At 44.5% G+C, this 22,731-nt stretch carries 22 protein-coding genes and 1 pseudogene; 3 read left to right on the top strand and 20 right to left on the bottom strand.

What is annotated here, in order from left to right:
• Nucleotides 1-411 carry a peptide deformylase gene (locus tag GN277_RS06475; RefSeq protein WP_159756444.1) on the bottom strand — a complete coding sequence of 137 codons (411 nt, stop codon included), beginning with the start codon at nucleotides 409-411 and terminating at the stop codon, nucleotides 1-3.
• A 438-nt stretch (nucleotides 412-849) separates the two neighbouring features.
• On the opposite strand from GN277_RS06475, the gene GN277_RS06470 reads away from it, so the two are divergent.
• From GN277_RS06470 to GN277_RS06460, 3 genes and pseudogenes are all read left to right on the top strand, one after another.
• On the top strand, nucleotides 850-1,266 hold the full coding sequence (locus GN277_RS06470) for a GNAT family N-acetyltransferase (RefSeq protein WP_159750350.1): 417 nt from the start codon (nucleotides 850-852) through the stop codon (nucleotides 1,264-1,266).
• Between the two features lie 157 nt (nucleotides 1,267-1,423).
• A pseudogene (locus GN277_RS29970) lies at nucleotides 1,424-1,681 on the top strand (recombinase family protein); the annotation flags it as partial.
• Nucleotides 1,682-1,895: 214 nt separating this feature from the next.
• Complete coding sequence (locus GN277_RS06460) at nucleotides 1,896-2,738, top strand: Rpn family recombination-promoting nuclease/putative transposase (RefSeq protein ID WP_159750349.1); 843 nt, start codon at nucleotides 1,896-1,898, stop codon at nucleotides 2,736-2,738.
• A gap of 122 nt (nucleotides 2,739-2,860) precedes the next feature.
• Here GN277_RS06460 and GN277_RS06455 read toward each other — a convergent pair whose 3' ends face one another.
• From GN277_RS06455 to amrS, 19 genes are all read right to left on the bottom strand, one after another.
• On the bottom strand, nucleotides 2,861-4,285 hold the full coding sequence (locus GN277_RS06455) for a sensor domain-containing diguanylate cyclase (protein ID WP_159750348.1): 1,425 nt from the start codon (nucleotides 4,283-4,285) through the stop codon (nucleotides 2,861-2,863).
• A gap of 133 nt (nucleotides 4,286-4,418) precedes the next feature.
• Nucleotides 4,419-5,390, bottom strand: a complete 972-nt coding sequence (locus tag GN277_RS06450; protein ID WP_159750347.1) for an SH3 domain-containing protein — start codon at nucleotides 5,388-5,390, stop codon at nucleotides 4,419-4,421.
• Nucleotides 5,391-5,619: 229 nt separating this feature from the next.
• Nucleotides 5,620-6,231: a TetR/AcrR family transcriptional regulator gene (locus GN277_RS06445; protein WP_159750346.1), complete on the bottom strand. Its 612-nt coding sequence runs from the start codon at nucleotides 6,229-6,231 to the stop codon at nucleotides 5,620-5,622.
• A gap of 93 nt (nucleotides 6,232-6,324) precedes the next feature.
• On the bottom strand, nucleotides 6,325-8,940 hold the full coding sequence (locus tag GN277_RS06440; protein WP_159750345.1) for an ABC transporter permease: 2,616 nt from the start codon (nucleotides 8,938-8,940) through the stop codon (nucleotides 6,325-6,327).
• Nucleotides 8,937-9,626 carry an ABC transporter ATP-binding protein gene (locus GN277_RS06435; RefSeq protein WP_159750344.1) on the bottom strand — a complete coding sequence of 230 codons (690 nt, stop codon included), beginning with the start codon at nucleotides 9,624-9,626 and terminating at the stop codon, nucleotides 8,937-8,939. Before GN277_RS06435 ends, GN277_RS06440 begins: the two co-directional genes overlap by 4 nt.
• A gap of 15 nt (nucleotides 9,627-9,641) precedes the next feature.
• Complete coding sequence (locus GN277_RS06430; RefSeq protein ID WP_159750343.1) at nucleotides 9,642-9,857, bottom strand: hypothetical protein; 216 nt, start codon at nucleotides 9,855-9,857, stop codon at nucleotides 9,642-9,644.
• On the bottom strand, nucleotides 9,854-10,366 hold the full coding sequence (locus GN277_RS06425) for a COG2426 family protein (protein ID WP_159750342.1): 513 nt from the start codon (nucleotides 10,364-10,366) through the stop codon (nucleotides 9,854-9,856). Before GN277_RS06425 ends, GN277_RS06430 begins: the two co-directional genes overlap by 4 nt.
• Nucleotides 10,367-10,400: 34 nt before the next feature.
• Entirely contained in the window at nucleotides 10,401-11,456 is a 1,056-nt protein-coding gene (hisC, locus tag GN277_RS06420; protein ID WP_159750341.1) for a histidinol-phosphate transaminase, read from the bottom strand.
• Nucleotides 11,457-11,471: 15 nt separating this feature from the next.
• Nucleotides 11,472-12,659 (bottom strand): pyridoxal phosphate-dependent aminotransferase, encoded by a 1,188-nt coding sequence (locus tag GN277_RS06415; RefSeq protein ID WP_159750340.1) that lies wholly within the window; start codon nucleotides 12,657-12,659, stop codon nucleotides 11,472-11,474.
• Between the two features lie 75 nt (nucleotides 12,660-12,734).
• The gene (locus GN277_RS06410) at nucleotides 12,735-13,643 is read right to left on the bottom strand and encodes a DUF2156 domain-containing protein (RefSeq protein WP_159750339.1); all 909 of its coding nucleotides are present in this window, start codon (nucleotides 13,641-13,643) and stop codon (nucleotides 12,735-12,737) included.
• 74 nt (nucleotides 13,644-13,717) lie between these two features.
• Nucleotides 13,718-13,873, bottom strand: a complete 156-nt coding sequence (locus GN277_RS06405) for a hypothetical protein (protein ID WP_159750338.1) — start codon at nucleotides 13,871-13,873, stop codon at nucleotides 13,718-13,720.
• A 98-nt stretch (nucleotides 13,874-13,971) separates the two neighbouring features.
• Nucleotides 13,972-15,063 (bottom strand): coiled-coil domain-containing protein, encoded by a 1,092-nt coding sequence (locus tag GN277_RS06400; RefSeq protein WP_244324619.1) that lies wholly within the window; start codon nucleotides 15,061-15,063, stop codon nucleotides 13,972-13,974.
• A gap of 12 nt (nucleotides 15,064-15,075) precedes the next feature.
• A complete protein-coding gene (locus GN277_RS06395; RefSeq protein WP_159750337.1) occupies nucleotides 15,076-16,815 on the bottom strand; it encodes an ABC transporter ATP-binding protein in 1,740 nt (579 codons plus the stop codon).
• Between the two features lie 165 nt (nucleotides 16,816-16,980).
• The gene (locus GN277_RS06390) at nucleotides 16,981-18,528 is read right to left on the bottom strand and encodes an AAA-like domain-containing protein (protein ID WP_244324618.1); all 1,548 of its coding nucleotides are present in this window, start codon (nucleotides 18,526-18,528) and stop codon (nucleotides 16,981-16,983) included.
• 118 nt (nucleotides 18,529-18,646) lie between these two features.
• The gene (locus GN277_RS06385) at nucleotides 18,647-18,955 is read right to left on the bottom strand and encodes a DUF3784 domain-containing protein (protein ID WP_244324617.1); all 309 of its coding nucleotides are present in this window, start codon (nucleotides 18,953-18,955) and stop codon (nucleotides 18,647-18,649) included.
• 39 nt (nucleotides 18,956-18,994) lie between these two features.
• Complete coding sequence (locus GN277_RS06380) at nucleotides 18,995-19,417, bottom strand: DUF3887 domain-containing protein (RefSeq protein ID WP_159750334.1); 423 nt, start codon at nucleotides 19,415-19,417, stop codon at nucleotides 18,995-18,997.
• Entirely contained in the window at nucleotides 19,414-20,781 is a 1,368-nt protein-coding gene (locus GN277_RS06375) for a sensor histidine kinase (RefSeq protein ID WP_159750333.1), read from the bottom strand. The genes GN277_RS06380 and GN277_RS06375 overlap by 4 nt, the downstream gene beginning before the upstream one ends.
• 71 nt (nucleotides 20,782-20,852) lie before the next feature.
• Nucleotides 20,853-21,596 (bottom strand): LytR/AlgR family response regulator transcription factor, encoded by a 744-nt coding sequence (locus GN277_RS06370; protein ID WP_159750332.1) that lies wholly within the window; start codon nucleotides 21,594-21,596, stop codon nucleotides 20,853-20,855.
• A gap of 242 nt (nucleotides 21,597-21,838) precedes the next feature.
• Complete coding sequence (amrS, locus tag GN277_RS06365) at nucleotides 21,839-22,693, bottom strand: AmmeMemoRadiSam system radical SAM enzyme (protein WP_159750331.1); 855 nt, start codon at nucleotides 22,691-22,693, stop codon at nucleotides 21,839-21,841.
• Between the last annotated feature and the right edge of the window lie 38 nt (nucleotides 22,694-22,731).

Raw genomic sequence — 22,731 nt, 5'->3', positions numbered from 1 at the left:
CTATATCACCTTTCCCAAAAGATGGTCCATTTCATGCTGCGCAATCTGAGCGGGCCAATCTTTCAGCTTTATTTTCTGTTTTTTCCAATCGAAATCAAAATACTCCACCTCGATTTCCTTATAACGGTTGGTTTTACGAATCCCGTCAAGGGACAGGCAGCCTTCCTCTGTTTCATAAAGTCCGTTTCCCCAAACCAGCACTGGATTGAACATCACAATATCAATAACGCCCATATTTACAATGATGATATTTTTCTTTACGCCGATCATATTGGCAGCCATGCCCACACAACGGTCACGGTTGGCATGTAAGGTATCCTGTAAATCCCTTCCTACTTGTAGGTCCTCCTTAGTTGCCGGTTCTGATTTTTGCCCCAGAAAAAACACGTCCCTTACAATCTGTTTTACCATGCTTCCTTTTCCTCCCTCAAATCCACAGTTACTGCATCTTTTGAAGCTACTCCTGTATCCTGCCCGCACCCGCGTCAGGTTCTCTGGCAGTATTTCTGCCTTCTCTCCTCTTGCAATCTCTTCAATCCCAGATCGCTGGAATCGCATTAGCATAAAGTATTTATAACATTCTGCTCAGTTTCTATTATAGGATTCCTTTATTCAAAATGCAACCAGATTACTATTTCTAGTATATTTGATGGAAAAATTAGGGAGAAATTTGAGAAAGCTTATTCAATCAGTTCTTCCTGTCATATTTATTTTATGTTATAATTTGTAACAGATTTTTCTTTTCCTTATTTTGCTCTTATAATGTTTCATAACATGAGGAAAAGGATATGAATTAAAGTAGTCTGGAAAGATCGCTTTAAAGGCATCTGGCGATTAAGAAGGGAAACTATGGAAATAAAAGTTGTAACAAATAATGATAAAGAATTTGTAATGAGTATTGATAGACATGTCGATGATACAGGATATGCCAATCGGGTATATACAAAATCCGGTTACGTTATATGGGAAGACAGCCAACCCATTGGAATAATCGTACATTGTATCTTATGGGAGCATATTCCATTTATGAATTTTATATTTATTAAAGAGGATTATCGTAGTAAAGGATTTGCAAAGCAGGCTATCATTCGTTGGGAAAACGAAATGAAAAATCAGGGCTACAAAATGACTTTGATTTCAACACAGGCTGATGAAGGTGCACAACATTTATATCGAAAACTAGGATATATAGATTGTGGAGGACTCGTATTTCATAATACGCCCTTCGACCAGCCTATGGAAATATTTTTTAGAAAAGTTTTGTAGAATACGATTTGCCACCGTCACGAACCACTCTACGGTCTGCAAAGTATTTAGTAATTATACACAAAATCAAACACTGGTCTGCCTCTGACAGCCCGTCTATCGTGTCAGTCCTGCGAAGTACGATTCTGTCGTAATCCGGCACAGACCCAGTAAACAGATACCCCTTCTTATCATCCTTATCAACATAGGGGTCTGCCCCCTGAATACTAAATTAAACGGAGAATCCAATTCCATCAGCAATCAGAAATCCATGTTGGAGGACTACGCCAAACGCAACGGTTTTCCCAATCCTACCCACTTTACGGACGATGGAATTTCGGAAACCCACTTTGACCGCGCCAGCTTTAATGCCATGATGGAGGAAGTCGAGGCTGGCCATGTGGAGGCAACTATCATCACGGATATGAGCCGCTTACTCTTTTTCAAGAATAGGATAACTTTTTCCTTGGATATACTCTTTCACTAATTGCTTTTTGAATTCTTCGTTATAGACTTTGTCCATTCTGCTGGTTCCTCCTTTGTTCATTTTTATTATACCTTATCCGAACCATCTGTTACAACTTTAGTATACCAGAACACTGGGGATTCAAAAACGCCCCAGCTTGAAAAGACGGAGGATTTATGGTAGTATGAACATACAGAAATCACAAAGAAAGCAGGTGGGAATTTTGACAGTAACGGAAACAATAGACCGGAAACATCAGGAAGATTTACAGCGCCTTAGAAGTTTTCGTCTTATGGATGATGATTTTCTCACAAAATGCTTTGAGGGAAATACAGAGTGTATTGAATTGGTACTCCGAATTGTTCTGGATATGCCGGATTTGAATGTACTGGACGTCCGCACACAGGTATTTGTGGAAAATCTTCTGAATCGCTCTGTGAGACTGGATGTACTGGCGACCGACAGCGTCGGACGGAAATTCAATATTGAAATCCAGCGTGCGGACAAGGGAGCCGGTCGAAAAAGAGCGCGTTACAACAGCAGCATGATGGACGCAAATCTTCTGAAAAAGGGTGAAGCTTTTGACAATCTCCCGGAAACCTATGTTGTTTTCATAACCGAGAATGATGTAATGGGGAAAGGGAAACCTTTATATCAGATTGAGCGCTGTATACTGGAAACCGGCAAAAGATTTGAGGATGGTACGCACATCCTTTATGTGAACGGAGCATACCGGGATGAAACGCCAATCGGGAAGTTAATGCACGATTTTTCCTGTACGAATCCATCGGATATGTACTATGGCGTATTGGCAGACAGAGTAAAATTTTTCAAAGAAAGTAAGGAGGGAATCGCAGTCATGTGTAAGGCTATGGAAGATATGAGGAACCAAACACTTAAAGAGGGCATGATGGAAGTTGCACTTCGTATGTTGAGAGCTGGGAAATATGCGCTGGATGAGATCGCTTCTATTTCCGGACTTTCTCTTGACGAAGTAAAGAAACTCAATGCAGATAAAACAGCATAAGTAACCGCATTCACACAGACCGAGAATCTGGGAACAGGTTCCCGGTCTTATTTTTTTGCTCTAAATGTATAACTTGATTAAAAAGTCCTTTACAAGTCGTCTCTGGGACGACCCAAAAATGATTACTGACGCATACTGCGCCGATTCCCATGTTCCATATAGTAACGCTTTTTATCCACATACATTCTTTGCTCTGCTGCCTTTATAACGGCTGCAACCTCCCTGTATTCCTCACTCGACGCTGCCCCCACAGAAACATGATACCCTGCCTTTAAAGCCTTTTCTTTGGCCCACGCCGCTTTCTTCAAACCATCCCCTAAATCCATTTCTGCAAACACCAGGAATTCATCGCCGCCAATACGATATACCTTTTCCTTATCAAAGACATCAACCAGTACTGCTGCAACTGTTTGCAGCATTTTATCTCCGGCAGCATGACCTTTGCTGTTGTTCAGCTCATGAAGACCATTCGCATCCGCATAAACACAGGACAGGCTGGCTGGAAGGCTGGCTTCATACCCTGCAAGCGCCTGCTCATAAGCATTTCTGTTCTTAAGGCCAGTCAGAAGATCTGTGGTCGCCATCCTCTCCTTTGCACTTATTTCCTTTCGCGTACGGATAATATCCCATAAAAAATAGGTAATCAGAACAACCGCTTCATAGACGCCCAGCCAAAACAATACCTTCTCAATATACTTTGTCTCACTAAAAACAATACTTTCAGGAACCGTCAGCATAACAAACCAGTCATTTATACCGATTGGCTCGTAAGCAGAATATAAATACTCTTTGATGGACGTAGAAAAATAAGCCGTAATTCCCCCTACTCCATCCTCAAAATCCCTGACAATCTGCCCTTCGTCATATCCCTTTTTTATCTTATGAGCCTTCGATGCGTAATCCTTCTCTGTCCCGCCATGGAGAGTATCCATAATGAACTCCCTGTTCTTAGTATCAACAATGAAAATATCCGCGTTTCCGTCAAAGATGTCCACCTCAAAATAATTAGACAGGTCTTGGGGCTCTATGACACCAAATAGTATTCCTTCTGTCTTCCCTTTTCTTTCAATCGGAACGTTAAAAAATAGGACAAGCCTGTCTGCTTCAAGGTTGTCCGGCTCAATATTTGTAACAAAAACCCCTTTCTTAGCCAGTTCATCAAATGTGATTCCATTTACCGGCGTAGACACAGTTCCGTCCGGCTTAAGAATCCGGTCATCCGGCAGGACAATGCCAAGACGGGACACCATCCCCATATTTTGATTCGACTGTAAGAGGTTAAGCACGCGCTCAGAGGTAATTTCATCTTCCTCTTTTATCACATCAGCCACCATTTCCAGATGATTTTGAATATAGGAAATCTGTAAACAGATATTTTCTCTTACCTCCTGTGCCTCCTGCTCCAAAGTTTTGAGACAAAAATCTACGGAGTAAGACCGTAACATCCACAGCACGGTAAAAAAACCAATTCCCAAGAGGGATTTCAGGATGAAGGCCGCCGCCATATTTTCGATTCCCTGTCTGTTTATTTTTTTCTTAAATTCCATCTCCTAATTCCCCCTAACGAAAAGCTATTGGTATACCTCCAGAACAGCTCTCTTAATCCCTTCTACTCAAGTCCGGCTATGTATTGCTTCTGTTTTTTGCGATTCTTTCCCCTTGTACTCATACGCTTATGTGTTAATTATTTTTTTCTTCCGGTCCGTTTGGAGCTGTATCCTGCACTTTTATGACTGTCACCTCAGGATCTGCAAGATTTCCTGCATATGTAATGGTTACAATATTTCCTACCTGTATTCCATTGGCATATTCATGGGCTGCATCCATAATATTAAGAGTATAAACCTCTCCGTTTACATCAACAGTCAGCGTGTTCATAGACGCCTCTACCACTTTGCCGTTTACCGTCTGCTGCTGTTCTGCCGGCAGACTGTCTGGCTTCTTAACCTTAGCCGGCTCATTCCCCTGCTGCGGAGTTGCCGGAGCTGAACCGTTGGTCTTTGCAGGCTTCTTATCCTTCGCAGGCGCTTTTGTCGTCAGATAGTCTCCATAAATATATGCATCCTGATTGTTATATACAACACGGGACCAGCCGTTGTCACAGACGCCAGTACGCCTGATGGACGCTCCGCTTGCCAGAGAGCCTATCACGTCGGACGTTGTAGAATAAGAAGCCCTTATATGAACGCCTGCAGTTGCATATACCGTCTCATCAACCGCCTTGAGCTTCATTGCCTTTTTCGTCTTCTCGATCTTGTTCTCATCATTGTCCGTTATTTTTATTACAGATGCATTCTGTGTATTATCCCCTTGAATTTCGCCGGTATAGGTGACTACAATCCAATTTCCTTCCCGAAGTCCGTTTTTGAAATTGTGCTCACAATTATTTGAAAGGAACGTAAGCTCTGTCCCGTCGTTCTGCCTGATTGTAATTGTGTTCATCGAAGCGTCTACCAGCGTGCCGACTGCCTCTTTTTCCTCCTTGTCAACCTCATCTGCCTCCTTGTCCTCTGCCTCGTCCACAGACGTTACATTCACCGTAATTTCCTCTTTTTCCTTTTCTTTTTCCTGTTTTGTGCATCCATTCATAAGCATACTCAGACTTGACATACCCAAAAGCAGAAAAATTGTTGATTTTTTCAGTGTGTTCATTTTCTCATCCTCCTAAATATCTTTATCTTTTACTGAAATCATTCTTTACTTTTCTGGCGTAAATCAGATAAATTTTTGTTACACCTCCTCCTTTACCATTATTGTGAGTAAACGTTCATTCACATAATACCAAAAAAAAATAACGCCTGGCAATATGTGAAAGGCGAAATAGTAAATAAACATTCATTCTCTTATGTGTAAAAACAAACCACTCTTTCGTGGAATGTCTTTAGTACTGTTCAATTTTCATCTTTTCCAAATTCAGATAACCGCTCAGTCCCTCTGTCAGAAACCGGAATACCGTATCTTCGGTCTCCTGATTGTCCGGAATCACTCCCTCCACCACGTATTTGGCGTACATGACGGTGCTGGTAAGCACATGAAGCCACAGCAAATCCTGGTTAATCTGCCTTAACCTTGGAAAAACCTGAAGGAAGATCCGAACCATCCCTGCAAAAGTATCAAAGTAGCTTGCATCTCGGTTCTTGTCGTATGACGGAAAAAAGGCGCTGTCCCGAAACCGATGGTAAAAGACGGTCTCGTCCGGCCTTGCCAGCCAGAATCGGAAGTAAGGAACCCACAGGCTTCTCACCGCTCCAACCGGATCGGTGAGCATGGCCTGAGGATCAAACTTCAAATGTTCAAAAACGGCTGCTGCCTGTCTGTCTATATACGTGAAGCACTCCATCATCAACTGTTCCTTGCCGTTGAAGTAACGGTATAGCGCCCCTGGAGACACCCCTGCCAACTCGCTGATTTTCTGAATTCTCACACCCTCAAGGCCGTACTGCCGTACTGCCTTAATTGCTGCGGAAATGATTTTGATTTTTGTGTCATCCAATAGCGATCACTTCTCCTCAAAATAACCGTTTATTTAACAAGTTATTCAAATTATACACTACTCCGTTTCCGTTGGCAATACTTTTATCCCCCATTAAGTCATCTCATCTCGCAGGGCGTCAATGATATTCTCCTTCCTGATTTTACTGACTGCGTACATCATGGTAACAAATATAATTAAAAATACGCTCAATATACTGATTCCCACGCTGGCCCAGGGCAGAGTAAACTTTACCTCATCCGCCGCCATAACCCGAACAATCAAGGCGGAGAGCAAAAGTGAAAGGGGAATCCCAAGCATCAGCGCTTTCATGCCGTAGAAGGCGCACTCGAACCCCATCATCTTATTGAAATCCTTATCCGACATACCCACAGAGCGCAGCATAGCAAGCTCTCTCTTTCGCAGCCTGATATTAGTAGAAATGGTATTAAATACATTTGCGACCGCAATCAGTGATATGATTGCAATAAAGGTATAGGCAAATACATTTGCAATGAAGATATAATTCCTAAACTGCTCGAAGGCCTCCTTGCTGTTCAGCAGCAAATAAGACGCTGTAATGCCCTCTTCCTGAATTATTTTCCCAAGTTCTGCCGTAGTCTGGGACGGATTGTCTGATAAAAAGCACATTCCTTTGACCTTCACCAAAGTGGTAGGTCCGTCGGGAGCAAGCCTCTCCTTGGCAGACCAGGGGGCAAGTATCTCCAGCGTGTAAGGAAGTTCTTCCTCTTCTCTGGATTCATAGAGAGGCGGAATATCCGGCGGTACGACTTCCGCTACGGTCACGCTTACATTCTGTCCTGGCTCCTTAACGGTCGCTATTTGGCTTACCTCCCCTCCCTCCTGCACTCCTTCCATCTTCGGAGTGATGACAAGCTCTGCCAAAGGCTTCCTAAACATATCCTCAAGGTCCTTTGGCCCTCTTGCCTCGTCACTGTCATTCTTCATCTTGGCAACCGCAATCATTTTCCCGCTCTGCCCTGTATACTCATCCGCCGGCAGCCCGTAGGACTGAACCATTTTCTGATAAAACTCATCGTCAAAAAAATGTACCTCCAAAGGCAGGCTTACTGTTTCCTCTAAAGAGCGTTCCCCATATGCATCCCAGTAGGCGTCTGATAAAGATGATGCCTCCATTGTACCAATACAGGAGATTACCTCCCTTAAGGATTGTTCCGTAACGCCGCTTACCTTCTTCATTTTGTCAAAAAGACGGATTAACTCCTCATCACCCATATCCTGGGTTCCAAAGCCAACGTCATAATCCGAAACTGTTTTAAAGTCACCTGCTGTCTGCTGCATGATGTCAATCAACGCGTTGGTTGCGACAAACAACACGATGCTCAGCACAAGGGACAGCACGATACTGCGGTAACGTTTCCGATTCCTCCTAAAATTCTTAAGGGCCAGCGTCCCTTCAAGTCCGAAGATCCGCTGCTTTCGCCGTGATATTCTCATGCTGCCTGCCTCTGTCTTAATCTCATTGGTCTGGCGGATACATTCCATCACAGGGAGATTGACAGCTCTTCTTGCCGGAATATAGGCGGAAATCAGAATTGTCACCATGCTGACTGCCACAGCAAGGCCTACGGCAAAGCCAGAAATCTTCATATCCAACGCGACTTTGCTGTAGAGGATTGCCCTAAACTTTTCTGAGACAACTGAAAGCACAAGACCGATCCCTCCAAGACCTGCCAGTACGCCCACAGGAATTCCGAGCACACCGATACAGAAGCCTTCAAATAAAACGGAATTGCGAAGCTGCTTTGACGTAGCCCCCACAGAAGCCAGTACGCCAATCTCTCTAATCCTCTTGTTTAAGGAAATGCTGAAGGAATTGTAGATTAAGAAAACAGAGCCTACCATAATAATCATCAACACGATTCCGCCAAAGGAGTATAACAGAGTCATAAAAACTTTGTCTCCAGGATCTTTTGACTGCCCCATAAAACGCAGCACTTCATAATTGAAAATGCAGGTACGCCCGCCCTTTACACGCTCCACATAAGAGTAGACCTTACGGGGGTTTTTCAGGGTAACGAATAGACTGTTTTGGCTTACTTCCCCACTATTTCTTGTAATCAGGGTATAGCCTGGCGAAGCCTCTGTTTCAAATACAGGCGTTCTGCAAATCCCGACGATTGTATATGTCTTTTCCTCCTCTGGTGAAAAAACCTCATTCTCAGGATCAAAAGCATCTGCCTGTGTCAGTCTCCTGCCTTCTCTAATGCGGCTTCCCACGGCAAGGGAAAGGGTGTCGCCAAGCTTATAAGAAGCGCCGTCGTCCACCGCAGCCTTTCCGGAGATAAGAATCTCCCCGTCATTTTCCGGCAGCCTGCCTGACAACAATGTGGTACGCAGCTTGGCAAATGCTTCCTCAGAAAACCCAGCAATAAAAAAATAGGGTCTCTGTGGATTCTGACCTTTGTAAATCCTAGAATATCCAATATTTTCAAAAACTACCGTGTCCTTTGCTTCTTCATCCTTTAACTGTTCCTTTACAAACGAAGGGTCAGAATCCAGAAACGCCACATTCCAGTCTCCATATTTCTCCATGGCTCCCCTTGCCATATAGTCAAGAAGAGACACGCCAAAGGTTGTCACACCTGTAATCATAAGGGAGGACAGGACCACTCCAATTATCGTCACAATCGTCCTTGTACGGTTTTTTCTCAATCCCTGCAGGGCAATCTTGTTAAAAATATTCATGGCTGCTGCACCTGCCTTTCGTCCCGCGTCACTTTTCCGTCGGAAATACAGATAATACGGTCTGCCTGCAAAGCAATATTTTCATCGTGGGTGACCAGGATTAATGTCTGCCCAAACTGTCTGTTGCTTCTTTTCAGCAGCTTGACAATCTCATGGCCATTCTGGCTGTCCAGACTTCCCGTGGGTTCGTCCGCCAGCATGACCTGAGGGGCGTTCATAAGGGCGCGCCCAATGGCCACACGCTGCTGCTGTCCGCCGGAAAGCTGGTTGGGAAGATGGTTCTGCCTCTCCTTAAGACCGAGAAGCTCCAGCAAATCCTCCAACCGCTGCCTGTTCACCCTCCGCTTATCCATCAGCACAGGCAGCGTGATATTTTCTACCACGTTAAGGGTAGGAATCAGATTGTGGAACTGATAGATGAGTCCCACCTGCCGCCTGCGAAAAATGGCCAGCTTTTCATTGGACTGGGCATAGATATCCTGTCCGTTCAGATAGATTTTCCCGCTTGTTGGCACATCCACCCCTGCAATGGCGTGGAGAAGCGTAGATTTTCCAGAGCCAGACGAGCCGATGATTGCGGTAAATCCACCCTTTTCAATAGTAAGGGATACACCGTTAAGGGCTGTCACCTTATTTTCATCTTTTCCATAGACCTTGTACAAATTTTCAACTTTCAAAAATCCCATGATATGAGCCTCCTTTCAATACCCAAAGGCGATGTATAACGGTCTGCCCGCCTTTGCGTTACTCATATCATAGGACTTACCGCTTACTTTTTCGTGACTTTTTTGTGAGAGATTCGTCACTTTGGTATCTGGATAAATATATCTTACCATAAAAGAAAATATAAGCCCACCTGCCCCAAAGGGCTGGCAGACTTCGTCCAACAAAATATTATGTTGTGTACTCTCCATCACCCCAGAAGCTGCACTCCTCCGAGCAATACATAGGAGATAAACCACATAATTACCGTTGCCATGCAGATTCCCAATATAACCGCCGGAAACGCCTTCTTAAATTTCACCCCAAGGAGAGCCGCAATCAGCGAGCCAGTCCATGCGCCGGTTCCTGGAAGCGGGATTCCCACGAAAAGCACCAGTCCCCAGAACTCATACTTCTCAATCTTATCGCTCTTGCTCATGGCCTTTGATTCCAGCTTATCTACCATAGGTTTAAACAGCTTCGTTCCCTTCATCCATTTAAAAATCGGTGTAATCAGAAGTAAAATGAAGGGAACTGGAATGATATTTCCAATGATACATAAGGGTATGGCTTTTGCCACCGGCACACCAAGCAGCGGCCCCGCAACCAAAAGGGCGCCGCGAAGCTCAAGAATTGGAATCATTGATATGATAAACACAATCGCTTCTTTTCCAACGCTTCCGCCCAATGCGTCAATAATACTCTGCACTAATGTTTCTGTCATAGACCTTCTCCTTTATCAACTACTGCTATGAATTCTATTTTCCCACATATTCCTCAAGAAACTCAAAAAGGGCTTCCATCTCCTCCCTGGTTCCTATGGTGATTCGCAGATACTGTTCAATCCTCTCACTTCCCCAGTACCGCACATAGATGCCGTTCTCCTTCAAAGCCTCAAATAATTTTCTGGCATCATACTTCGGGTGCATGGCAAAGATAAAGTTCGCACTGGAATCAAGGCATCTGAAACCAAGCTCTTGAAACCTTTCCTTAGCCCACTCTCGTGTATTTATAATCTTATGGAGTCCTTCCTCAAAATATTCCCTGTCCTTCACAGCCTCCACGCCGCAGACCAGCGCCGCCTGGTTCATGGTATAAGAATTAAAGGAATACTTGGCGTCATTTAGATACTGAATCAACCTTGGGTTACTGATAGCATACCCAATCCGCATTCCCGCCATAGACCTGGCCTTGGAAAAGGTCTGCACCACAATGAGATTCTCATACTGATCAATCAACTCCATGGCAGAACGTCCTGCAAAGTCCACATAAGCCTCGTCCACAATCACGATTACATCCTGATTCTTCCTGAGGATATCCTCCACCAAATCCAGCTCCTCATAAAGTCCTGTGGGCGCATTAGGATTGGGAAAAATAACTCCGCCATTCTCCTTATAATAATCCTCCTTCACAATCCGGAAGTCTTCACCCAGTCTCTGACATTCATAGGGAATCCGGTAAAGCTCTGCCCAGACTTTGTAGAAGGAATATGTAATGTCCGGAAATAAAATCGGCTTCTGTGAATTAAAAAAAGTCAGGAAGCACATAGACAATACATCATCAGAGCCTACTCCCACAAACACCTGGTCATGGTTCACATGATAGAAATCCGCCAACGCATCCCTAAGGGCTTGGCATGCAGGATCTGGATAGAGCCTAAGCCTGTCCGTATCCATTTCCTCCAAAGCCTTCGTAACCCTTTTAGACGGCGGATAAGGGTTCTCATTGGTATTCAGTTTAATCACTTTATTCCGGGGCTGCTCGCCCGGCACGTAAGGCTCTACCTTACGGATATTTTTCTCGAACTCTCTCATAAGCCTCCACCTTGTTTAAAAATATTCTTTGGCTAATTCTTTAAACTTCGGCAATGAATTCACAATCGTCTCATAAGCCACACAGTATGCAAGCCTTACATACCCCGAACAGGCAAAAGAGCTTCCCGGCACCAGCAAAAGGTTATACTTCTTTGCTGCTGCACAGAACTCCTTCTCATCCGCAACCGGAGACTTCACAAAAAGATAGAAGGCTCCCTGGGGCTTAATGCATGTAAATCCACATTCCTTCAAGCCCTGGTACAAAGTCTCCCTGTTCCTGTCATAGTAGGAAATGTCCGTCTTCTCATTGATACATTTGGCAACTAACTTCTGCTGCAGGGTAGGCGCATTGACAAAGCCCAGAATACGCGTCGCCACATTAGCCGCTGCAAGAACCTCGGCGCTGTCCTTCACCTCATCCGGTATTACCAGATAACCGATTCTCTCTCCCGGAAGGGACAGGGATTTACTGTAGGAGTACCCCACAATCGTATTGGCATAATATTTCGTAAGATAGGGTACCTCCACCCCGTCGTAAACCAACTCACGGTAGGGCTCGTCGGAAATCAGATAGAGATCTGTCCCATACTCCTGCTGTTTTGTCTCCATAATTGCCGCCAGCTTCTTAATTGTCTCTTCGGAATAAACCACTCCCGTTGGATTATTGGGAGTGTTTACAATAACTGCCTTTGTCTTAGGCGTAATCTTCTGTTCAAACTCATCAAGCTTCGGCTGAAAATCCACGGTATTCGGTGAGATTTCCACCAGAACGCCGTCATAGTTATTGGTATAAGAACGGTATTCACCGAAATAGGGCGCAAAGGCAATGACCTCATCCCCAGGATTGAGAAGGGTCTTTAGGATGACATTCAATCCCCCTGCCGCCCCCACAGACATTACAATATTCTTTCCTTCAAACTTTGTTCCGAACCGCTTGTTCAGGGAATCCGCCACTGTTTCCCGCACGTCTGCGTAACCGGAATTGCTGTTGGTGTATCCATGAAGAACCACGGGGTCGCTCTCTTCCAGTAATTCCATAATTGCTTTTTTTACCGCCTCCGGAGCCGCCACGTTGGGATTACCGAGGCTAAAATCAAACACATTCTCGGCGCCGTAAATCTGTGCAAGCCGGTTTCCCTCCTCAAACATGGCGCGGATTGCCGAGCTGTTTGCAACCATATTCTTCATTTTCTCTGCTATCATGTTCTTCTCTCCTTCTTTATCCTATCTGACAAAGGTATTGTCACAGACTCCCTCAAGCCGTGCAGCTAATACCCATCACGCATCCTTCTCCGTCACGCGCCCCTTTTCTACCATGAAAACCGGACGATAGGAAAGCTTTGCCTTCCTAAGACCTTCCGCCCCTGTATCCTCCTCACGGTTCACATAAGGATAATCCATACATTCATGCTCGACAAACTGCTGGTTAATCATGGGGTAAGCGCCCTCCACATCCGCAAATGCCTTCTCTATATGAACGACAAAGGTATCTGAGCAAATGGGCTCTCCGATGGTAAACGCTACCACCTCCCCGTCGATCCTCAACACCCCGCCTGTCAGCTCTAATTCCTGAAAAAGACGCAGGGCATTCATCGTCACACAAATCTCTCCGCGCTTCTGGGGATCGTCCTCACATCCGTTTTGCTCCCGCCATTTCAGCGCCATCTGGAAACATTCTTCTGCATTTTCAGGCGTAATAGCCTCATACGACCACCTGTCGCCATACAATGCCTTAAACTTATTGATATGGTTCCGCTTACTGTGGAGCTTCTTTCCTGACAGCGTGGCAAGCTTCTCTGACTCGTAGACATAGTCCGCACTGTCCCTGTCATATTCAATCTGGAACCTTTCCGGATACCATTCCTCTAACTGAGCAAAATGCTCAGGCGTCAGGTTATACATCTGAAAAGGAACGCCCCGCTTTTTACAGAACTCCATCTGCCACTCAATCGCCTTTCGCACATCCTCTGTCTTTCCCGCCGGATACGCAAAGGACAGATTCTCCTCATCCTCGCTTTTGAATACCAGCGCATTTTCTACAATGGCCCATTTTACAGGATACTGGCGCGACCACAGGTACACATTGGCAAATGTCCTCTCACAGCTTCGGCTCGTATGATGTTTGAAATAGTGTGAAATAATATCCTTATCTTCCAACTCTGCTCTCTTAAATTGTATATCATCCATATCATGTCCTTCTCTTTTTTAACATTTTCTTTAGTATCATGCCTCACAGGCAGCATATATATTCATCTTCTATTCTAGTACGACGATTCACAACTCACATAGAGATTCGCTTCCTGCTCAGCTTCTGCCGCCGCAATCTTTTCCTCCCTCGTAAGCACCGTAGATACGCACATCACACAAAACATAATCACAATGAGCATAGAAGCCCTCATTCTGCTGCTAAATTCCATATTTTTCTCTCCCCTTATCATATATTTTACATTTATACAAATAGACTGACCGAAGCACAGCCGCCTTTTTAAGCCCCTTTTCTCAAAAAAGCGGTATTCTACCAGTCTGTATAAATATCAATCGTTCCGCTGGCACAGCCGCTGTCATATACAACTCCCGTACCAAGAGAAGTCTGTACCACCGTCCCCTTGGGATGGTCGCTGCTGGCAAGACACAGATTCCCATTAGCGTCGCGGATTGTACCGTCAGACGCCACATGCCTCCCTGGTATATTCAAGCCGTATCCAGGCAGTACTCTCTGGGAATAATAGGTCTCCCTGTGACCGTTAAAATAGACCACGCCCACCGTAGGATTAAGCTTCCCCGAACCGGACGGGTACACATAGCCTCCCCCTGAAGATTGTGAACCGGAGGACTGTGAACCAGAGGGCTTCGATGAACTCCCGCCGCCTGAGCCTCCTGCTGATGAAGGCGCCTTATCTGCAGCGTCCTTTTTCGCCTGAGCCTCCTGGGCCGCTTTTGCTACTTTCGCCTCCTGGGCTGCTTTCGCCGCCGCCCGCGCCGCTTCAGCCGCCTTCTCCTCCTTAAGCTTCTGAATCTTATCTGATAAAACATTCAAATCCGTGGAGGTTTCTTCTGCTTTAGCGCTCAATTCTTTTTTCTTGGCGCTTAATTCCTCCTCCATTTCAGCATACAACTTTTGTTGTTCACTCAGCCTATCTTCCTCTATCTCGATATTCTCCCGAAGGGTCTGAAGCTCTCTGACCATATTTCGATCATACTCGTTCAGAGTCTGAACAAAATCCACCTTATTGATTAAGTCTGCCAGGCTTTGTGCGGAAAAAATCAACCCCAGCCAGGATTCCCCTTCATTTTCATAGATATACTTAATACGCAGCTTCATATCTTCATACTGCCGTTCCTCGCTTTTTCTTGCGATGGCAAGCTGCTCCTGGTTCTTCTCAATCTCCGCATTCACCTCATCGATGTCCACTTCAATCTCCGCAATCTGACCGCCAATCTTAAGAAGCTCTCCATTAATGCTTTCCAGTTCACTCTTCAATTCCGAAGACTGGCTCTCCATAGTGTCCAGCTCATCTGCATAAACAGTCATTCCCGAACAAATCATAGTCATGGTACAAATACCGGCAGCGCCTGCCTTCACCCATTGTCTTAATTCTGATTTCATGATCACTCACCTTTAAACATTTTCAAAATTACGGTGATACAATGCCTCATAGATTCCTTTCTTCTGAAGCAGCTCATCATGCGTCCCTTCTTCTGCGATTCCGTCTTCTGTCAGTACAAGAATCTTCTGTGCGTTTTGAATCGTAGTCAGCCTGTGGGCAATCACAAAGGTGGTTCTCTCCTTGGCCAGCCCCTCCAGAGACTTCTTTACAATCTGCTCACTCTCATTATCCAGCGCAGACGTAGCCTCGTCAAAAATAAGTATGGGTGGATTCTTAAGAAACACCCGCGCAATAGACAGCCGCTGTTTCTGGCCGCCTGAGAGCTTCACTCCCCGCTGCCCAATATCCGTATGATACCCCTGAGGGAAGCTCATAATAAATTCATGGGCATTGGCATTCTTCGCTGCCCTCACAACCTCCTCGTCCGTAGCGTCCATTCTGCCATAACGGATATTGTCAAGAATCGTTCCTGCAAACAGGTATACATCCTGCTGGACGATTCCCACATTGTTGCGCAGATCATCTAACTTAATGTCACGGATATCAATGCCATCAACCGTAATGGCGCCTGATGAAACATCATAAAATCTCGGTATCAGGCTGCAAAGAGTCGTCTTTCCAACACCGGAGGGTCCTACCAAAGCCATGTAATCTCCTGCATTCACCTTCAGGTTAATGTGGTTTAACACCCTTTCATTCTGCTCCTCATAGCAAAAGGACACGTCCTGAAACTCAATCTCTCCGCGCATCTGTCCCACCGATACTGCGTCCGGCTTATCCTTAATGTCCGGCGCAATGGACAGTATCTCAAGAAATCTCTCGAAGCCTGAATATCCGTTCTGAAACTGCTCGGTAAAGGATACCAGCTTCTTGACCGGATCAGTAAAATTATTAATATAAAGAAGAAAGGTAATCAAGTCCGTCAACGCAACCGTACCCGACAGCATCATGCTGACCCCAACGACCAGCACCACCACCGTAATGAGGGTGCTCATAGCCCCAAGACCGGAATTATAGATTCCCATGTACTTGTAGCTAACCTTCTTTGCTGCCACGAAGTTGTCGTTTCCTTGCTTGAACTTCTTCATCTCCTCTTTTTCGTTGGCAAATGACTTCACCACTCGGATTCCCGACAGACTGTCTTCAATCTGGCTGTTAATCTCCGCAATCTTCTCTCGGTTTCGCTTGAACGCCTTGCCCATCTTCCCGTTAAAGTAGAAAGCAAACACAGCCATAACCGGAATAAATGCAAACGCCACCAGGGCAAGCCTTACATTTACTGCCAGCAAGATGACAAAGGAGCCTATAATCTTAATGACTGAAATGACTAAATCCTCTGGACCATGGTGAAGAAGCTCGCTGATGTCGAACAAATCGCTAGTAATCCTTGACAGGAGATGCCCCACCTTCTGGTTGTCATAAAATGCAAAAGTCAGCTTCTGGTAGTGACCGAAGATATCTCTTCGCATATCTGCTTCCATCTTCGCGCCCATGATATGACCAAAATAGGCAATATAAAAATTACAGAAAATCTCCAACAACACAAGGGCAACCATCAGCCCGCCAAGCATCAGGATGGCTTCTCTGGCCTGCGGCTTCTCAAAGTATACAACCTCGTTGGTGATGTGCCTTACCACCAGCGGGATAACCAGCGTCACCGCCGCGCCCAGTATGGCAAAGAACATGTCGCTGTAGAACAAGCTCTTATATGGGCCATAGTAGGCGAATAATTTCTTTAATTTCTCCTTCATTAATTGTGTATTCCTCTTTCCTCATACAAAAAACCTCCCGAACTGCTTTTGGAAGGTTTAAATTATTCTATTTAGTTTTATTATTGTACCAAGATTCTTACAAGAATACAAGGTAGAAATTTACTATAATCTGTAAATCATGGCTTCTGCCCTTTATATCGCATCTCAAACTACTGCTTCAATCACCCTCTTATCCCCGATTACATGCTCGTATACGCCAACCTTCTTCTTTTTATTAAAACAAAAGCTCAGCATATAACCTGTTGTCTGGCGATAATCCTTAAGATATCCGACAATCTGCTTCTCACCACGATGATTGTATTCCTTACCTCTCCAAATCTTCATTTCTGTAATATATTGTTCTCCCCTGTAATCTACGATTACATCTGTACGCCCCATACTTCTCGTTCGGGATTCGATATAATAATTTCCGGTTCCATTAATGATTGGACGTAAATAAAGCAAGAATAATTTTCTGCCGGATTCCTCAATAAATTTTTCTTCACTATCCTTATATAATTCATCAAAATGTTCTACAAATTTCTCCAGGACCAGACGCATATTCAAATGACCGCCAATAATAAATTGATTTTTATCATAAATAGATGCTCTATATATATCACTTTCCCGCATTTCTTCTACGGATAAAAATCGATTATAAAGACGCATCTCAAAAATCCTGTTGGATAAGGCTACATTTCCACCCCTGTTCTTCACAAATCCAAACATAGCCGCAGACATAATTGACTGATTGTCTGCATTAAAGGGAATATCTTTTCCCACAAATAATAAGGTGTACAACATTCTTTCCAATTCTGGATTGCTGTCTATCTTCCCCATCAGTGATTCAAAAAGCGTATTCCTCTCCATCAGCAATTTTCGGATTGCCGCCTGAATGCCCTCCTTTGTCCATGCCGCACTTTTTCCTGCAAATTCTTCGCTTTCTGCGATTACTTCATCCACCAGTTTACAGATTCTTGAAACAAGAAATGGATATCCTGATGTATAATCGTAAATCATCTCCGAAATTACCTTAATCGACATTCCAGTATGATGATCATTCTCATACATTTGCAGCATATACGCAATACCCTTCACAGACAGGCTCATATCTACCTCAAAATCTGCTGCTATATTCCACGGACTATCCGAAACGCCCTCTTTCTCAGGACGAATCCTCTCCTTTAAATTTTTAATATCGTACACTCCGGCTAAAATTACGGATTGAAATGCCGGTCTTGTATCCCGTTTAAGGTACATATCTCTCAAGACACCAAGAAATGTCGCAAATACCTGATAGTTACCAGCCTGATCCACCTCGTCAATCATAAGCACAACCGGTTTATCCGCATTTTGGCAGATACGTATCAACATATTTGTAAAAATGCGGAAACTCACCTCCTGGGAAACCCCAACGCTTCTCTGGTACAATTCTTCTCTAATATCCTCCGGTATACCTGATACCTCGCCAAAATTCAGAGTATCATGAAGCAGACCGAGCAAACGCACGCAAAAAGAGCCTGTATCTGCAAAAACTTCTTCTTCAATTCCCTCGAAGCTTATCAAAAAAACCGTATATTCATTCTCAAGCTTTCGTTTCAGTGCATTTAGCGTAGTTGTTTTTCCGTACTGTCTTGCCCGATTGACAGTAAAATAAGCGCCATCATCAACGTATATCTTCATAGCTCTCAGACACTCTGATATATCTGACATATAATGTCGGTCTGGCATGCACAAGCCTGTAACATTGAATTTTTTCTTCACTCTGCCACATCCTCTCACCACATCTTCCAAGAACATTATAAGCCCATTTCCCCCAAATGTCACCCTGTTACTTCAACCGATACTTACCAAAAGCCTTCTCCTCATCCAGATGCACATCCCGAAAAAACACCGCCAGCCAGATAAGCAGCGCTATATCCGCCCCATATTTCCACGAAAACAGGCAGGACAGGACGCCGCCGGCTCCAAGAATCATTGCCCACAGGATGAATATATTTCTTTGATCCCTGCTCATTCTCTCCCTGTCATACTGCTGCCTCTGCTCTTTGGGCATCGTATTAAATCCTGCAATCAGGATTGCCGCCTTCCCCTTCAAAATCCCAAACAAAAGCGCCAGACCCAAAAAAACTATACTCATTACCACGCATATCCTTGTATTAATACCCATGTCTCACCTCTATTTAATATAGAAACCGCCCACCTTCATATCCTCGTCAAAGGAAATGGTAAACTGCGCCTTGCGCTTCTCATACTTTCCTATTATAATTGCAACCGCAAATTCCTGCTCCGTATCCTTGTCCTTGTTTCCCGTGACTGCTTCCTTGTCAAATCCCTCAAAAGCGCCTAGTTCTTCCACAATGGGAAGCACATCTTTTTCCATCATATCCTTGTCTGCCATACCCCTCATCGTAGAATTCCATTTCTCCTCTACAAGAGTATCCACGTCCCCGTCATTCAAGATTTCTATCACTTCTTCTGCGGCCGCCTTCACTTCCTCCTCGTCAAATTGCTCCGACAGCTTCTGGCCTCCTACGCACCCCGCCAACATTCCTGCCAGCATAAAAACGCCTAACAAATATCCCATTCTTCCTGTTTTCATAAATCTTTCTCTCCTTCCTCTGAAATCCATTTTCCCACCCTGCCTTGCATCCTTTCACTGTCGTCTGGTATGGTAAGCTTCACAACAAATTCATCCTCTGTTTCTTCGGTCACCATTCCCCCGCCGTATTTCTCCAGCGTATGGCCCACGTTAATAAGACCGATTCCCATGTGCAGCCTTCCTCCCTCCTCCCTGCTTTTATGCCGCGTCCCCATGGTATTTTTAATCCTCACTACCGTAAATTCATGAAATGCATCTGCACGAATCTGAATCCTGCCCTCTCCTTTAGCCTGGCCCGCCGCCTCCAATGCATTGTCCAGAAGGTTGGCAAAAATGGTCGTCATATCCATATCCCGCATATGCCCAAGGTTAATCCTTCCGATTTGGATATCCATCAGAATTCCCGACTCCCTGGCTGCTGCTGCCTTTTCATTCAAAATGATATTCAACATACGGTTATGGGTATAACTTACCAACGTAAGGGAATCCAGCATCTGATGCATATCCCTTAGATATTCCTTCCCCTTGTCCCCGTCCTGTTCTTTTAAGGCCTCAATCGCCTGAAGGTGATTCCTCATGTCATGAATCATCTTGCGGGAAGCCAGATATTGGCCTTCCACCCGCTCATAGTACTGATACTGCATCTCACTGTGCTTCCTCCAAAGCTCAAGCTCTGCCCTTAACTTCTCATTCTTGGACTGGTAAGAAAATAAATACCAGACATAAAGGTTCATAAATACCAGAAAGAAAATATCTATGATAATGAGAAACACTCCGTACATCTGCATAAATACATTTCCGATAAAAATTAGGGAAAATATAATAAATACGCTGACAGCAGGCGGCAGGAACAAGCCGGCAAACCGGACGCCCTTCATATGCTCGTATTTGGACCTGTTCAGCAATACAATCCACACGCCGGTCAGAAGAATTGCCGTCAACTGGCTAATCACTAACACCACGTTTGCCAGATAATAATCGAAAATGATGGTTCCCCACCGAGCCGACATGTAACCATACATTAAATAGCCTATGAAGATTCGGGCAGCTACTATCGTCACAGGAAATAAAAAGTAATAAAAGACATAAATCCTTTGGCGGTTATACAGACTGTAACCTGTCGCCATTGTCATCACAATCATATAGATTGGAAGAAAAAGGTTAATATAGCTATTGTATTTTAAACCAAATGTAATCCCTGCAAAACCAGCCCAGTATAGAAGCAGTAACAGGAAGCGGTATCTCTTTTTCCCTTCAATATTCTGGTCTGTATGGCTCATAAAAAACCAGGTACACAGGGTAATCACAAATGTTTCCAGGATTCTAAGAGTTTCATTTAGCGTAGCCGATTCAGACCAATTCACTCCTTCTCCCCTCCTTTGGGTTGGCACCCACTCATGAAACAGCGTTATCTCCCATTGGGTGTCTCTATCGTTTATAGCCGGTCTGCCTGATATTTTCCCAACAAGCCCCGAAACTCTACCGAGCGTTTCTGGGACAAGGGAATCCTCTCCCCATTCATCATAATAATATCGTATCCCCGTATGGCTTTCACATGGTAGAGATTGACCGCAAAACTCTTGTGGGGCGAAGCAAATCCATAGGCTTCAAGCCTTTCCAGATATTCGGAAATCTTTCCCCGAACCATACTTTCTCCCTTTTTTGTGACGAATCGAAGCTTACGGCTAACATATTCAAGATAATAGATATCCGACGCCCTAAATTCCTCCACACCTTCTGTCGTCTGTAATCGAAGGGGAATCTCCTTTTCTTCTGCTTTACCGTACAGAAGGGCTTCCCTTATCTGCCTGACAATCTCCTCCTTTTTGACGGGTTTGACCAGGAAGGAGAAGGGATGTACTTCAAAAGATTTTCCCATATAATCCTGATAACCTGTAACATAGATAATCTTCACCCTTCGGTCTGTTGTACGAATCTTTTTTGCCGTATCAATCCCATTCATTCGGGGCATATCAATATCCAAAAACAGAATATCAAAGCCTCGTTCTTCTGAAGCCCCCACACATACGTCAGAAGCTGCCCATTGGTTATAGCTTTTAAGCAAATTCACTCCGTCTGAGAATTCATCCACAACACAGGGCGGTCCTTCTTCCTCAATCGTCTGCCGCAAAAACCGGCGAAGTCCGCTGTCGTCATCACATATGGCAATCCGATACATGTTAAATTCACTCCTTGCTTGCTGTCAGATATGACTCATCCTATTTATATTATAAACTTTTTTGCACAAACGGCAATATGAGTTTCCTGTCATATGGTTTTTGAGACATAACATACAGATTTTCATTCTATCGGAATTTAAAAAGCCGCAGCTTTTTTCTGCGGCTTGCGTCATTATTTATTTGCTTTAAAATACCGGAATCCAGGCTTCCTTCATCATAATGATATTAATTCATTACATTCTCAGCAATTCCCCACAAACACATAAGACAGATACTCCCTTGCCTTTTTTGCAAGCTCATACACCCTCTGAACCTCCGTCGCCTCTCTGTCTCTCATATGATACCGCGGGAAAAACCGTGTGACATGTAGGGGAAGCTTCCTGCCGACAGACTCCTCTACAGAAGCAATCCACCGCGCTTCTTCCTCCATCTCCTTTGCAGCATCATTCTCCCCTGGCACAATCAATGTCGTCAATTCCACATGACAAGACCCTGCCGAACGAACAATGAATTCTTTCACCGACTCCAAATCTCCGCCATACTTTTGGTAAGTTTCCCCTGTAAACGCCTTCAAATCAATATTCATAGCGTCCACATAGGGAAGTATTTCCTCCAGAACCTCTCTGGATGCCGTCCCATTGGTGACCAGCACATTAACCATCCCCATGTCCTTAACCAGCTTTGCAGTATCACGGACGTACTCCCATCCCACCAAAGGCTCGTTATAGGTAAATGCCACGCCTATATTTTCCATACTTCGGGCGCACTTTTTCGCTTCCTCTGCCAACGCCTGGGGAGAAATAAAAACTGTCTCCACCGTCTGGGAATCATTTCTCTTAAATGCCATAGAAATCTCATGATTCTGACAGAACGGACACCTCAGATTACAGCCGTAGCTTCCGACAGAAAGAATCTGGCTTCCCTGCCGGAACATCTTAAGCGGCTTTTTCTCAATCGGATCCAGCGAAAGAGAAGTAACCTGCCCATAATTTTCACAGATAATCTTGCCGCCCTCATTCTTTCTGGCTTTGCATATGCCCCGCTGTTCAGGCTTTAGGCTGCACTGATGCATACATGCTCTGCATACTGTCTTCATAATCTCTCTCCTCACTTATAAGATAAGTTTATCACAAA

Source organism: Sporofaciens musculi (assembly GCF_009830285.1).
GTDB lineage: Bacteria > Bacillota > Clostridia > Lachnospirales > Lachnospiraceae > Sporofaciens > Sporofaciens musculi.
The sequence above is the reverse complement of the archived record's forward strand: the minus strand, read 5'-3'. Positions and strand labels throughout refer to the sequence as shown.

Excerpts from the sequence above, each read along its gene's own strand:
- GN277_RS06390 (WP_244324618.1), bottom strand. The coding sequence starts at position 18,528 with ATGTCAGATATATCAGAGTGTCTGAGAGCTATGAAGATATACGTTGAT.
- GN277_RS06425 (WP_159750342.1), bottom strand. The coding sequence starts at position 10,366 with ATGACAGAAACATTAGTGCAGAGTATTATTGACGCATTGGGCGGAAGC.
- GN277_RS06410 (WP_159750339.1), bottom strand. The coding sequence starts at position 13,643 with ATGGATGATATACAATTTAAGAGAGCAGAGTTGGAAGATAAGGATATT.
- GN277_RS06440 (WP_159750345.1), bottom strand. The coding sequence starts at position 8,940 with ATGAATATTTTTAACAAGATTGCCCTGCAGGGATTGAGAAAAAACCGT.
- GN277_RS06385 (WP_244324617.1), bottom strand. The coding sequence starts at position 18,955 with ATGAGTATAGTTTTTTTGGGTCTGGCGCTTTTGTTTGGGATTTTGAAG.
- GN277_RS06455 (WP_159750348.1), bottom strand. The coding sequence starts at position 4,285 with ATGGAATTTAAGAAAAAAATAAACAGACAGGGAATCGAAAATATGGCG.
- GN277_RS06450 (WP_159750347.1), bottom strand. The coding sequence starts at position 5,390 with ATGAACACACTGAAAAAATCAACAATTTTTCTGCTTTTGGGTATGTCA.
- GN277_RS06415 (WP_159750340.1), bottom strand. The coding sequence starts at position 12,659 with ATGATAGCAGAGAAAATGAAGAATATGGTTGCAAACAGCTCGGCAATC.
- GN277_RS06370 (WP_159750332.1), bottom strand. The coding sequence starts at position 21,596 with ATGTATCGGATTGCCATATGTGATGACGACAGCGGACTTCGCCGGTTT.
- GN277_RS06460 (WP_159750349.1), top strand. The coding sequence starts at position 1,896 with ATGAACATACAGAAATCACAAAGAAAGCAGGTGGGAATTTTGACAGTA.
- GN277_RS06395 (WP_159750337.1), bottom strand. The coding sequence starts at position 16,815 with ATGAAGGAGAAATTAAAGAAATTATTCGCCTACTATGGCCCATATAAG.
- GN277_RS06400 (WP_244324619.1), bottom strand. The coding sequence starts at position 15,063 with ATGAAATCAGAATTAAGACAATGGGTGAAGGCAGGCGCTGCCGGTATT.
- amrS (WP_159750331.1), bottom strand. The coding sequence starts at position 22,693 with ATGAAGACAGTATGCAGAGCATGTATGCATCAGTGCAGCCTAAAGCCT.
- GN277_RS06475 (WP_159756444.1), bottom strand. The coding sequence starts at position 411 with ATGGTAAAACAGATTGTAAGGGACGTGTTTTTTCTGGGGCAAAAATCA.
- GN277_RS06405 (WP_159750338.1), bottom strand. The coding sequence starts at position 13,873 with ATGGAATTTAGCAGCAGAATGAGGGCTTCTATGCTCATTGTGATTATG.
- hisC (WP_159750341.1), bottom strand. The coding sequence starts at position 11,456 with ATGAGAGAGTTCGAGAAAAATATCCGTAAGGTAGAGCCTTACGTGCCG.
- GN277_RS06380 (WP_159750334.1), bottom strand. The coding sequence starts at position 19,417 with ATGAAAACAGGAAGAATGGGATATTTGTTAGGCGTTTTTATGCTGGCA.
- GN277_RS06435 (WP_159750344.1), bottom strand. The coding sequence starts at position 9,626 with ATGGGATTTTTGAAAGTTGAAAATTTGTACAAGGTCTATGGAAAAGAT.
- GN277_RS06470 (WP_159750350.1), top strand. The coding sequence starts at position 850 with ATGGAAATAAAAGTTGTAACAAATAATGATAAAGAATTTGTAATGAGT.